At 40.3% G+C, this 13,519-nt stretch carries 12 protein-coding genes and 1 tRNA gene; all 13 read right to left on the reverse strand.

Annotation, left to right across the window (positions count from 1 at the left end):
• Nucleotide 1: 1 nt before the first annotated feature.
• A complete protein-coding gene (locus CUU59_RS07045) occupies nt 2-397 on the reverse strand; it encodes a hypothetical protein (protein WP_099951261.1) in 396 nt (131 codons plus the stop codon).
• A gap of 38 nt (nt 398-435) precedes the next feature.
• Nucleotides 436-512 (reverse strand) — tRNA-Val (locus CUU59_RS07050).
• 49 nt (nt 513-561) lie between these two features.
• Nucleotides 562-1,764, reverse strand: coding sequence for an FprA family A-type flavoprotein (locus CUU59_RS07055; protein ID WP_099951262.1), 1,203 nt, complete (start codon nt 1,762-1,764; stop codon nt 562-564).
• Nucleotides 1,765-2,615: 851 nt separating this feature from the next.
• Nucleotides 2,616-3,689, reverse strand: coding sequence for a DUF2871 domain-containing protein (locus tag CUU59_RS07060; RefSeq protein WP_099951351.1), 1,074 nt, complete (start codon nt 3,687-3,689; stop codon nt 2,616-2,618).
• A 4-nt stretch (nt 3,690-3,693) separates the two neighbouring features.
• The gene (locus CUU59_RS07065) at nt 3,694-4,260 is read right to left on the reverse strand and encodes a TetR/AcrR family transcriptional regulator (protein WP_099951263.1); all 567 of its coding nucleotides are present in this window, start codon (nt 4,258-4,260) and stop codon (nt 3,694-3,696) included.
• Nucleotides 4,238-4,657, reverse strand: a complete 420-nt coding sequence (locus CUU59_RS07070; RefSeq protein WP_099951264.1) for a hypothetical protein — start codon at nt 4,655-4,657, stop codon at nt 4,238-4,240. The genes CUU59_RS07065 and CUU59_RS07070 overlap by 23 nt, the downstream gene beginning before the upstream one ends.
• Nucleotides 4,658-4,920: 263 nt before the next feature.
• Nucleotides 4,921-5,463: an NADPH-dependent FMN reductase gene (locus CUU59_RS07075; protein ID WP_099951265.1), complete on the reverse strand. Its 543-nt coding sequence runs from the start codon at nt 5,461-5,463 to the stop codon at nt 4,921-4,923.
• A 99-nt stretch (nt 5,464-5,562) separates the two neighbouring features.
• The gene (locus CUU59_RS07080) at nt 5,563-7,371 is read right to left on the reverse strand and encodes an ABC transporter ATP-binding protein (RefSeq protein ID WP_169922888.1); all 1,809 of its coding nucleotides are present in this window, start codon (nt 7,369-7,371) and stop codon (nt 5,563-5,565) included.
• On the reverse strand, nt 7,358-9,154 hold the full coding sequence (locus tag CUU59_RS07085; RefSeq protein ID WP_169922889.1) for an ABC transporter ATP-binding protein: 1,797 nt from the start codon (nt 9,152-9,154) through the stop codon (nt 7,358-7,360). The genes CUU59_RS07080 and CUU59_RS07085 overlap by 14 nt, the downstream gene beginning before the upstream one ends.
• Nucleotides 9,155-9,579: 425 nt before the next feature.
• A complete protein-coding gene (locus CUU59_RS07090; RefSeq protein ID WP_099951268.1) occupies nt 9,580-10,542 on the reverse strand; it encodes an ABC transporter ATP-binding protein in 963 nt (320 codons plus the stop codon).
• Nucleotide 10,543: 1 nt separating this feature from the next.
• Nucleotides 10,544-11,566 carry an ABC transporter ATP-binding protein gene (locus CUU59_RS07095; protein ID WP_099951269.1) on the reverse strand — a complete coding sequence of 341 codons (1,023 nt, stop codon included), beginning with the start codon at nt 11,564-11,566 and terminating at the stop codon, nt 10,544-10,546.
• Nucleotides 11,567-11,576: 10 nt separating this feature from the next.
• Nucleotides 11,577-12,521, reverse strand: coding sequence for an ABC transporter permease (locus CUU59_RS07100; protein WP_099951270.1), 945 nt, complete (start codon nt 12,519-12,521; stop codon nt 11,577-11,579).
• A gap of 9 nt (nt 12,522-12,530) precedes the next feature.
• A complete protein-coding gene (locus tag CUU59_RS07105) occupies nt 12,531-13,460 on the reverse strand; it encodes an ABC transporter permease (protein ID WP_099951271.1) in 930 nt (309 codons plus the stop codon).
• Nucleotides 13,461-13,519: the final 59 nt, after the last annotated feature.

Here is a 13,519-nt window from a genome sequence, read left to right on the forward strand (position 1 = left end):
CTTATAAATTCAATTTGAAATTATAAAATTGCATGGCTATATCATTTAAGGCACTGACCACAAAAAGATCTGCAGTCTTATTAAGCTGGGTCATGAGCTCCTTCAAGTGGCTCAATATATGGTCTGTCATAGCCATTATTTCTCCCACAAATTCCTCCCGTGACTGGGGCTTAGTGACTGTATATGGATAGTCAGAGTAGCTATCTATCTTGCTTAGGTCAAAGACCAGGTCATAGCCCTCAGTCCTTGCAATCTTAAAAGATTCCAAGATCGCCCTGTCCAAAATCCCTACGAATTCGCTTGTCAGGTCCTTGTCCAGGCCGCCTAAGGAAAATGTATTGTATTTTATTTTTACCAGAGAGTTAAAATACATCTCAAAAATTTCGTTAATATTCATGTTACCTCTTTTGTTTTATAATTTATTGCACAAAAAAATGGTGGACTGTACAAGAGTCGAACTTGTGACCTCTACGATGTCAACGTAGCGCTCTAACCAACTGAGCTAACAGTCCCCATTGGGTACTGTCATATTATACTACAAGGACATCAATTTTGCAAGCCTTATTTAAAAGAAGCTTTAATTTCCTTGGCCAAGGCCTTAAGTTCTTCCATATTTTCTTTGGATGCAGCTGAGGTTAGGACAACTGGATTGCCAACCTTTGTCATCTTGGACTTTTCTAAAATTTCATCAGCCATAGCTTCGGACCTGCCGCCCCATGAACCGTTAACGATTGTGGAGTAGTTGTGTCCGCTGTAGCCTGTCATCACAAGATCCCTGAGGAATGCATCCATCTTTGGATAGAGGACTGTGTTGTAGTTGATAGGCGTGATTACCAGATTTGAAAGCCTGTGGGCTTCTGAAATAATGTATGAAAAATCAGTATTGCTTACGTCGTAGACCTTGATATTCTTGACCCCTTCTAGGCTCAGATAATGAGCAAGGGCTTCAGCTGCAAGCATTGTGTTGCCGTACATGGTTGCGCAAACTATGCAAACGCCATTTTCTTCTGGTTCATAGGCTGCCCACTTTTGGTATTTGTCGACAAAAGCCTTTATCTTTTCGCCGTCGCGGTGGACTGGACCGTGAAGTGGTAAAATCATCTTGACTTCAGCCAGGTCAATCTTCTTTAAAATGTTAGCAGTATTCCTGCCAAACTTACCAACAATATTTATATAATAGCGTCTGGCTTCTGAGAAAAATTCTTCATTCATATCTGTCAGGTCACTTGTAACATGGCCTTCAATTGCGCCGAATACGCCAAAAGCATCAGCTGTAAAGAGTTCGCCTTCTGAAGTTTGAACAAACATAACCTCTGGCCAGTGGACCATTGGAGCAAACTTAAAGGTAAGAGTCCTGGTACCGATGTCCAGATCTTCGCCGTCCTTGACCACAATGCGATTATCATTGTCGGCCACGTGGAAAAATTGGTCTAAAAATTGGAAGGTCTTGGCGTTTCCAATGATCTTGCAATTTGGATATTTTTGCATAACAATTGAAACAGCAGTTGAGTGGTCGGGTTCCATGTGGGTGATGACCAAATAATCCAAATCTTCACCGGCCAAAGCCCCTTCCAGATTTTCCATAAATTGTTCGATAAAGCAAGGGTCTACAGTATCAAAAAGTGTATTAGTCTTACCCTTAATCAAATATGAGTTATAGCTGATTCCATTTGGAATTGGATACATATTTTCAAAACGCGAAATCCGTCTGTCATTTACACCAATCCTAATCAAATCATCTGAAAGATTTTCATAAAAGTACATAAGCTCCTCCTATAATAAATTCTCTTTCTCTTATTTTACCAAATTTTAAGGTTAAATGCAATTTATAAAGGGGGAAAATGTTTTGTCTTGTGCAAATCTCGAAACCTCAACCGGGATGAACTCGGCATCGGTTTCGGAATGTCCACCATAAAGGATGGACGCTACACCGCAGAGCGATATAAAGTCTGAATATATTTTTAATGCGGATATTATTCAGAACGTTGTAGGGGCGACTTTATGTGGCCCGAAAAATATCGATTGCATCTTGTATGCATGAGATATTTTTAATTTGAAACGCATTTCCCCAAACAAAAAAGCCCCATAACGGGGCCTCTTTTGTTTGTTTGAGGAAGAACAAATACATTATTAAAAATGCATATGATCAAAAGGCACTATGTAGACAGCTGGCTTCGAATAAAACTCGAAGACCTTTGTCACTACACATGTGACCATACAATATTTTATCACATAAAAGCCCCCCTGTCAATAGTCCCTTACATATTATTATTTTTACGACGAAATTTCTTGCAAATAATTATGAATAGTATGACTAACAAAAATTAATGGACTATATATAGTAGTTTGCAAATAAAAACTCCGCCCTGGAGGGGACCAAGAGCGGAGTTTTCACATAGTGGATCTTACTTTTATTTAAAATCCTTCCTCTATTTACTTTTTCACAGCCAGTCATTTGTAATTTATTTTTGCTCTTGCATTTTCAAAATTCGCAGCTAGGCATTTGTAAAATATTTTTGCATTTGCATTTTCAAAGTCTGTGCCTTCTCATTTGCAATTTATATTTGCATTTACATTTCTAAGGTCCCTGGCTCTTAACTTGCAAAATATAAAAGCTATTTTTTCTTTAACTCTTCCTTGGCAAAAATTCCCTTCTTGATATTTAAGACCATCCAGACCAGGCCGACGGTTAAAATTATATGGCCCAGGCCAGAAATCCCCGCCATAGCCGGCACTGATACTACTCCTTCTGTACCAATTACATCATAGATCCCGTAGACCGTCATCATGGACACGGTTGTTACGAGACCAATATTGTAAATTGTAAGCGGCCTTTTGATCCCACAGAGTTCTTTGCATTTCATAAATCTGGTCAAGATAAAGACGATCATGACTACAATAAAGCCCAAGACTAGGGTGTGGACATGGAGTTTTCCCAGGTGATTATCACCTGTATATGAAAAATATTTGGTAAATTCCCTGTAGAAAACTCCGCCTGCCAAACCCATAAACATATAGACAAGAGAAGTGTCGAAAATATTCTTTTCATTAAATTCTTTTATAAAATGCCTAAAGCCCTTTACAACTATCATTACATAGGCGATTGTCTTTGGCATCATTAGAGCGCCCAGAGCTGGGACTGTCCTCGACCAAAGGACAACTGGTATATAAAACAAAAAGCTCAAAGCTATATAAAGGCTCATATGCTCAAGGCCTTCGACTTTTCTGTTTTTGTAAGTCCAAATGATTAATAGGATTCCCATTATTAAAAATGGAATGTTTCTGATTATACCCATTGAATAGGTCTCTGCCCCTCCCCAATTGTTTTGTGGCAGGCAGACGAGGATTATCCTAAGAGCAGCCAAGCCCACTATAATCCACCTCTTCACCGGGTCCTTGTCCCCGGAAATATTCCTATAATAATAATAGAAGAGCACATAAAAAATTGTCATAGTAATGCCGGTGACAAATTTCCCCCAAGAAAGGGCGGTCGCAAATCTATTGAAGCCGTCCGCAGACATGTGGGCCATTACCCTTGGCAGCAAGTGAAAGCCGTCGCCCAAGCCAAGTAAAACTGCCATTAACCCAAAGGTCTTGGCGTTTTTGTTTTCATTTAAGAGCAGTCTGATACCCAATCCCGTAACGACGACCAGGTAGACAATATCAAATATCGATTCCATTAATCCCATCATTTTAAATTCCTCCCTTCAACCAAGCAATGTATTTATTGTAATGATTCAAAAATTCTTCCCTGTCCCAAGCTTCCAAATATGTCCGCTGGATCAAATTGTGGACGGCTGCCTTCATAAATTCAAGCCTGTCTCTATCAAAATCGCTGGTCGAAAAATCGTCCTCGCCCGGGCGAAATTCCTTCAAATACTTCCTCCACTTGCCTTCCAAATCGGGCGTCCAATTGAGATAGCGGTTTTTGTAGAGGCCGTAAGTGTCTGGCTCAAACAAAATTTCCGCCAAAGCATTTCCGTAGGCCTCAAGGGCTTTGTGGATGTCAAAATTATTTTTTTCCAGTAAGCTTAAAAAGAGTTTATGGATGTCGGCCGTCTCCATGTCCAAAATCGTAAAGTAAGCGTCTTCAATGTCTTCAAAGTATTTGTAAAAACTCCCCCGAGCTATGTCCAGTTTCTCGACGATTTCCTTTACATTGGCCTGGTAAATGGACTTGGCTGAAAAAGTTTCCTTTAAAATGCCGACCACCCTGGACTTTTTTTCCTCGGGTAAATTATAAAAAGTATTTTTTGGCATAGATTTTCACCAAGATTACCATGTACTTGATACCAGCAGACAGGAGAGCCATGCCCAGTCCTATATAAAAAGTATAGAAAAAGACGGCAGGCAGGCTGGTAAATTTACTTAAGCCCATACCCAAAAACATCATTCCAAACATAATGATGTAAGATTTTTTATCCAAAAATTTCCACAGCTTGGGCTCGTCTAATTTTGAAATCCTATCCAGATTTTTGTCGACCATGGGCGAAAAAATTCTAAAATAAAAAACTAAAAACACTGCCGCCATGATCAGATAATACCAAAAGTTTTTGATATCAACTTCCGTGCCGACCCTGCAGCCTACCATTACAACTTTAAGACCAGCAAAAATCCACAGGATTCCAGCCAGTAAAACTAAATATTTTTTCTTCATTTGATCCTCCTTGAAGATAAGTGACACAGTGTCACTTTGTATAATTATACCATAGATTAAAGAAAAATAAACAGTTCTGACCTAAAAATAAAATTATTTTTTCGTTTTTTAAAAGCGAAAAGAATTGAAAATAAAAGGCAGCTTACAATTTAAAAGCAACGAGCCCGCAAATTTTTCAGCGTAAAGATAAGAAATCCTTCCCCATTTTTCCCAATAAAAAAGCAAGCCCAAGGCCTGCTTAATCTATTCTATTATGCGATCTATTATGCGAATTTTTTTGCAAAATCTACAAAGGCGTCGGCTGCTTTTTTGATGTAATCATAGGTTTTTTCTACTAACTTGCCCTTTTCATCAAAGCAGTCACCCACATTTGCCAAATAAATTTCCGGTTTTTGCATGGGGATTAAGTTGACATTTACAAAGACTTGGCGGAGGGCCAAGTTGCCTGCAAGTCCTCCCATGCCGCCGATTGATGCAGAAAATACTGTGGCTGGCTTGCCAGATATTCCACTGCCATTTGGGTCGACCGAAACTATGTCGATGACATTTTTAGCGGCTGGGGCAAAGGACCTGTTGTACTCAGGTGTAAAGAAAATAAAGGCGTCGTAATTTCTGACCTCTTCCCTGATCCTCTTAAATTCTGGGTGGAGTTTGTCTCCTTCCAAGTCCGCATTGTAAAGTGGTATATTTTTTATATCTATAATTTCAGCTTGGACATCTCCATCAAGCATCTCTTTAACTACCTTTGCAATTTTCATATTATAAGAATCTTCTCTTAACGATCCGACTATTAATCCAATTTTCATATGATCCTCCTTGTAAATTATTTTATCTTATCTATTTTCTACCCAATGAACCGGCTAATCAAGCAATAAAAAAGCGGAAGCTTTTACTTCCGCTTGAACTTACATAACTTGGCTCTTTTCTTTTTCTATTAAATAATTTTCCTGCTGGGTTGTAAAGAGCTTATAATACAAGCTGTCTGTATTTTTCATCAAATTCTTGTGGGAGTCAAAGGCCTCAACCCTGGAATTATTTAGAAGCAAAATTTTGTCACAAAAAACTGACGAGCTCATCCTGTGGGAAATAAAAATCGAAGTCTTGTCGTGAACCAGTTTGGCGAAATTTTCGTAAATCTCCGCCTCGGACTCAGGATCCAGGGCAGATGTCGGTTCGTCGAGGATTACCAGGTCTGCGTCCTTGTATAATGCCCGGCCAATGGCGATCTTTTGCCGTTCGCCACCGGAAAAGCGTTCGCCCTCCAGGTTGCCCACGCCGACCAGTGAGTCCACGCCGTCCTTGGCCTTGGCGACTCTCTCGGTCAAATTTAAATCGCTGATAATTTTCTCTACCTTGGCCTTGTCATAGGTTGGGTCAGAGGAAATATTTTCGCCGATTGTAAAGTTAAATAGATGATAGTCTTGGAAGACTGCGGAAATATTTTTCTGCAGGTCTTTTTTCTTGTAAGAATCAATGGGCTTGTCATTTATTAAAATCTGTCCTTCATTTGCCGTGTAAAAACCGCAGAGGAGTTTTATAATCGTGGTCTTGCCAGCCCCGTTTAAGCCGACGATTGAAATCTTTTCGCCCCTGTGGATCTCAAAGGAAATGTCGTTTAGTACATTTGCCTCTGAGGCCGGGTACTTGAAGGAGACATTTTTAAATTCAATCTTGTCGATTGCCTTCAGGCTTTCCTTATCACTATCGCTCGCCTCTTCTTCCTCCAGATTCATATAATCATAGAGGGGTTTTATCATGGCCGCACTTGAATTCATAAAGGATAGGGACTTGATCATATCAAAGAAATTGGTGTTAAACATAGCCAGGGCCGAACTGTATAAATAAAATGAACCCAATCCCAGCTTTTCCCCACCCAGGACACCAATCGTCCTAAGACCGGTGTAAATGTATGAGATGGCAATGATAAGGACATTTAATACCCCCATAAGGGAAATATTTTTGGCCATCTTCTTTCTCATGACTTTAAAATTGCTGTTGATTTGATTGGAAAAATCATTTAGATTGTGAGTGATCAGCTCTTCGGAATTAAACATCCTAACGTCCATTTGCTTGAGGTCGTTGCCAAGAATATTAAAAAATGAAGAGAAAATCCTATTGGTCTCAACAATGCCGGACATAAAATTGTTCATGAGGACCATGATGTTTTGTGACATCTTGACTTGGACCAGGGCGATTATTATCATAAGCGCTGTCATCAGTGGACTAAAAGACAGGGCAATCCCAGTTATGAGGGCCAATTTCAAAAGAGAGATTATAAAGTTAACGCTGCTTGATATAAAAGAAATCATAGGCGCGTTGGTCCGATTGATAAAGTCTGCATTCTCCTTGATGGATACAATCTCAGGATTTTCCAAATCCTCGAATTTAAGCTTCAAAGTCTTGTCGGCCATGTGGTCTCTGATATTTATATAAATCGTGTCCCAAGAATTGTCCACAGCCTCTTGGATAAGGCCGGGCAGCTTGGCAAAGAGCAGATTGGCAAGGGCCAGCATTGCCCCATAGATTAGCAGCTGGCTGGGTGTACTGGTCCCGATATTGTCGATAATAAGCTTTGGCACAAAGAGATTTATAAAGAGCATGGCGGCTGACAAGAGCCCGCCCATGATTATATAAATCATTTCTTTTTTGGCTACCTTAAAGGCAAATCCGAAAATGAATTTGTAGATTTTACTTTGTTCTTTAAATTTTTTCATCTTCATAATTCTCCTTTTGATAGTATTTGCCTTGGATTTTAAAAATCCTAGCGTATTCTCCGTCCCTAGCCAAGAGCTCATCGTGGGTCCCCTCTTCCAAGACCTTGCCGTCCTCAAGATAGACTATCCTGTCGCAAAACTTGGTGGACGAGAGCCTGTGGGAAATGTAAATCGAAGTCTTGGCATCAGACGCCTTGTGTAAGCCTGTGTAAATATCGTACTCAGCCAGGGCGTCAAGAGCTGCCGTTGGCTCGTCCAAGAGAGTAATTGGCGCGTCCTTGTAAATGGCCCTGGATATGGAAACCTTTTGGGCCTCGCCACCGCTCAAACCCACCGCGTCATTGTAAACGCCCTTTAGGATTTGCGTCTTTAGGCCAGTAGATAGGGCCTGGAATTTTTCCTTTAGGCCAACAGCTTCAAGGGCTTGCCAGACCTTTTTCTCATCTGGATTTTCCTGCATGGCAACATTGTGGGCCAAGTCAAGTGGAAATAAATTTACATTTTGGAAGATCCCGTTAAAGTAAGTGTACAAGTCCTTTTTGGAAAATTTACTTATATCAACTCCGTTTAAGAGGATTTGGCCTTTTGTCGGCTCGTAAAAGCCAGTTAAAAGGGCAATTATAGTAGACTTACCAGCCCCGTTTCTACCGACCAGGGCCACAGTTTCATTGGCATTGATCTTTAAATTCAGTCCCTTTAATACATAGGGGCTGTCGTCTGCGTATTTAAACCAGAGGTCTTTAAATTCAATTTCCATGGGCGGATTTAACTCAATATCTAAGACCCCCTTGTGGCTGAGATCTGAATCCAAAAGCTCAAAGGCCGTCCGAGTTTTCTTGGACTCGCTAATAACATAAAAGCAAAATCTCCTGGTAAAGGTCTCAACCAAGACGCCAAGTGAAATCAGGGATGACAGATACATCATAAAGTTGGCCGAGCTGACGGTCCCCACACGATAGCCAGTGATCAAATACCAAATGGCGAGTGCTGAGGATCCTAAAAGTCCAAGGACAGCCAGGCTGTTGTAGAGAAAGTCTTTACGTTTATATGACTTTAAAAAGTTTTTGTAATCGACCACAGCCTCCTTGTACCTCTTCATGAGGTCTTCGCCCAGGTCATAGATGCGGATTTCCTTGCCGTATTCCAAGGCACCTGTCGTTTCGTAGAGGTAATCAAGCTTTCTCAAATGCTTGTTCTCATCCTTTTGCATGGCGAGTTTTAATTGTGTCCTCTCCAGTTCTATATAAACAAAAAGGCAAATATAAAGAGCCAAGGCAAGAGAAACTAGCGGGCTCAGCATGCCCAGTATTATAAGAAAGATTATAATAGAAAGCACATCAGCCCCTGAGTCTATAAAATTCTCCAGGGCCCCTTGGTAACCCCTCATGTCAGAGGACAAGGACTCAAAGCCCTCCCTGGATTGGTCCCAAAAATTTTCATCAACTATGTACTTGTAGTCGGCATTTAAGACTTTGACAAACATCTTACCCATCAAATTAAAACGAGCATCAAAACGATTGCTAGCGGTCGCCTCTTTCAAATAAGAGCTAACCAGCATACCAATGGCTGCAATTACAAAATAAATTATCCCATAGTAAATTATGGTCCACTTGGCCTCCAGGCCCTGGTCAAAAGATTCGACCATGAGCTTAGGAATTACCGACAAAAATATGGGCAAGAGCCCCTTGGAAATAGTTATGGCGGCAAAGACCCAGAAAAAGCTCTTATCAAAAGCCCTGGTCTCCTTCAGCATCCGCTTAAAAGTCTTAAAAAAATCTCTCATCCTCTTCTCCTTTTGTTTTATTTTCATAATCTAAATTATAAAATTTATAGTCAATTATCCATCTATTATCCATTATACCATAAAGTTGATTTTTTTTTAAGGTTTTTGTAATTTATTTTATTAAATACAAATGCCTTATTTTCAATCCCTTTAAATATGTAAAAAATTTGCCGATATTCTCCTTGGGACAATTATACTCAGAAAAAATTCGGTCCACATTTTCCTCAGACTCTTGTCCTCAATCGTTTATCCCTTCGGTCCAACGATTGAACAACAAGTTGCGTGAGTTTTTTACTTTTGCGGCTGGACTTTTCGGTCCACATAAAGTGGACCCTACAACGTACTTAAAAATATCCGTAGGATAAATTCATTCATCCCATTTCTCACACAAAAAAAGAAGGCACTATATAGCGCCTTCAAAATTTTTATTCGTTATATAAATGGCAGGCCACAAAGTGTTCTGGTTTTACTTCTCTTAATTGAGGAGCAACTTCCTTACAGATTGGCATGCACTTGGAGCAACGACCTGCAAACTTACATCCTGGTGGGATGTTGATTGGTGAAGGTACTTCGCCTTCTAGGTGGATCCTGTTAGATTTTTTACCAACTTCTGGATCCGGTACAGGTATTGCTGAGATTAGGGCTTGGGTGTAAGGGTGGAGGGAGTTTTCGTAGATTTCGCTTGACTTAGCAAGTTCAACTACTGATCCCAAATACATTACACAGATCCTATCTGAAATATGTTTTACCATTGACAAGTCATGGGAGATAAACATATAGGTTAGGCCCATATCTTTTTGTAATTTATTTAACAAGTTAACAACTTGTGCTTGGATACTTACGTCAAGAGCTGAGATTGGTTCGTCGCAAACGATGAACTTTGGTTCAATTGCAAGGCTTCTTGCAATACCTACACGTTGTCTTTGTCCACCTGATAATTCGTGTGGGAAACGTGCCCCGTGTTCTTTGTTTAGACCAACTGTTCCCAAGAGTTCATTAATCCTATCTGTGCGTTCTTTTTTGGATAGGTCAAAGTGGGTATCCATACCTTCAGCGATAATGTCGCCGATGGTCATTCTTGGGTCCAAGCTTGCGTAAGGGTCTTGGAATATATATTGGGCTTTCTTTTTGAAGTCAAAGGCATCCTTGCGGTCCATTGAGTGAACGTCCTTACCTTCAAAGAGAACCTTACCGTGGGTTGCTGGGTACATGCCGAGAATTGTACGACCTGCAGTTGTCTTACCACAACCTGATTCTCCTACAACACCAAAGGTTTCGCCCTTATAAATATTAAATGAAATATCGTCAACTGCCTTTAAAATTTGTTTCCTACCAACTTTAAAGTGTTTTGAGAGATGTTCAACTTGTACTAGTACTTCTTTTGTCATATTAGTATCCTCCTTCTCTCATAGCTTGCCAGTCGATTTCTCCGGCGTATTCGTGTTCTAGCCAGCACCATGAACGGTGAGTGTCTGAGTGCACGCTTGCTGGTGGAGCCATCTTCTTGCAAATTTCCATAGCCCTTGAGCACCTTGGTGCAAATGGGCAGCCAGGAAGTGGCAATAGTAAGTCTGGTGGTGTACCGCCAAGTGCTCTTAGGTCGTCATTCTTGGTATCGTGAACCTTAGGAATTGAATTTAATAGGGCCCAGGTGTATGGGTGTCTAGCATTGTAGAAGATTTCATCTGTAGTACCTTCTTCAATGATGTCACCTGCATACATAACTTGGATTCTGTCAGCAAAGTTTGCTACAACTCCCAAGTCGTGAGTTACAAGGATAACGGCTGTGTGCATTTGTTCTTTCAAATCGTGGATTAGGTCCAAGATTTGAGCTTGGATAGTAACGTCCAGAGCTGTTGTTGGTTCGTCAGCAATCAAAAGTTTTGGTGAGCATGATAGCGCCATGGCAATCATTACCCTTTGTCTCATACCGCCTGATAATTCGTGTGGGTATGATTTTAATCTCTTGGCTGCTTCAGGAATTTGTACCAATTCTAATAGTCTAACTGCCTCACGCTTGGCATCGTCACCCTTTAATCCCCTGTGGATTTTAAGAGCTTCTGTAACTTGCATGCCAATTGTAAGGGTTGGGTTTAGAGATGTCATAGGGTCTTGGAAGATCATAGCGATGTCTCCACCCCTTAAATCAGTAAGTCTCTTGCCCTTCATAGACATAACATCTTCACCTTCAAAGGTGATGATTGAATCTTTTTTAATTTCTGAGGATTCTTCTGGCAAAAGTCTCATAAGAGCCTTGGCGGTAACACTCTTACCGCAACCAGATTCACCTACAAAAGCCAAGGTTTCCCCCCTGTTTACGTGGAAGTCCAAACCTCTAACGGCCTTAACTTCACCAGCGTAGGTGTGGAAGGATACCTGTAAATTTTTTACATCTATTAATCTATCTGCCATAATTCTCTCCTTACTTTCTCAGTTTAGGGTCAAGAGCGTCTCTTAGACCGTCTCCCAAAAGAGTAAATGATAACATGGTTAAAGCTATCATAAGTGTTGGGAAGAATAGTTGGTAAGGGTGGAACATGAGCTGTTGTTGAGCTTCACTGGACATAATACCCCATGAAACTTCAGGTGGTTTAAGTCCAAGACCCATGTATGATAAGAAGGCTTCTGAGAAAATAAAGCCAGGAATATCAAAAGTCGCACCAACTATAACAATACTCATAGCATTTGGTACCAAGTGCTTCAAAATAATCTTTGATTGAGGAACACCCAGTGTCTTTGCTGCAAGTACGAATTCTTCGTTTTTAATCCTTAAAACTTCACCACGAACCAGCCGGCTTGTACCGGTCCAGCTTGTAAGAGAAAGTGCCAAAAGCATGGTCCCAAAGGTCTGAGAATCCAGCCAGAGTTGAACCAATATTATTATCAATAGATAAGGTAGAGATGAAATAATTTCAACAATTCTCATTAGGATTGTATCAACCCAACCACCTGATAGACCTGCGATAGCCCCATAGGTAACACCTACAAGCATGGCTACAAAAGCACAGACCAAACCGATGGTTAGAGACTTCCTACCACCCATCCAAATACGGGTGAAAATATCTCTACCTGCTGAGTCAGTACCAAACCAGTAAGTCCCATTTGGTGTTTGGTTTCTAACACTAGCATCTTGATTAGCGTATTCGAACTCATTCATCATAGGTCCAAAAATACACATAAATACTAATAAAACAATTAGAACAAGGGAGAACATAGCTGCCTTATTCATTTTTAAACGACGCCAAACGTCCTCCCAAAAGGTAATAATAGGACGGGCAATTTTTTCCGCTTCGTCATCATCCATAGGTATGCGTTTAAACATATCCGGGGTGATATTGGAAGCATTCATTTTAATGTCTTTTTCCATTTGTCCCTCCTAATCTTGAATCTTAATTCTTGGGTCAACTAGACCGTAAACAATATCAACAACCAATTGGCTGACTACAAATAAAAATGCAAATAGGACTGTAGTTGAAATAATCATTGGGTAGTCGCGATCTGGAATACTTTTAACTAAGAAAAATCCTAGGCCTGGAATACCAAAAATCTTTTCAATGATAAATGATCCTCCAAAAACGCCCATAATTTGTGGTCCCAGTATAGTAATAGCTGGAATCATCGCATTTTTTAAAATATGTTTAAATAAAACTCCCATTTTGCTTACGCCTTTTGCCCTAGCTGTTAAAACATAGTCTGAGTTAACAACTTCTAGAACAGAGCTCCTCATATATCTAGCATAAGTAGCAATTGTACCGAATGATAGAGCAATTATAGGCATAACCATTGACTTCCAGTTGTGCGCCTTGTATGTGATAGGGAACCATCTGAGTTTGTTGCCCAAGAAATATTGCAAGAGGGCAGCCATAACGAATGATGGAATTGTAACACCCATGATTGAAATAGCAATAACTACATAATCTGGCCACTTACCCCTGTTTAAAGCAGCCACAAAACCCAGGGTAACACCAATAGTAAAGCCGATAATAAGAGCAATAAAACCGAGCTTAGCACTAACTGGTGCTGTCTTTGCAATAGTCTTTGAAATCTTTTGACCAGGGTAGATAATGGATTCACCAAAGTCCCCTTGGACAGCATTTTTCAAAAAGATTACATATTGCTCAGAGATAGGTCTGTCGAGCTTATACTTTTTCATAAAGTTTTCCATAACTTGAGGTGGCAAGTTTTTCTTTGCCATGTTGGTTAATGGATTACCTGGTACGGAGTGCATCATCCAGAATGTACCAGCCGAGATTACAAGTAGTGTAATAATCATAAAGGCAATACGCCTTAATACGTATCTTGTCATCTTTTCTCCTTCCTATGTAGGTAAAAGGGCTAGCTTTATAAAAAGCTCGCCCTGTCCTA

Origin of the sequence: Ezakiella peruensis, from assembly GCF_900215725.1 — a bacterium.
GTDB classification, from domain to species: domain Bacteria; phylum Bacillota; class Clostridia; order Tissierellales; family Peptoniphilaceae; genus Ezakiella; species Ezakiella peruensis.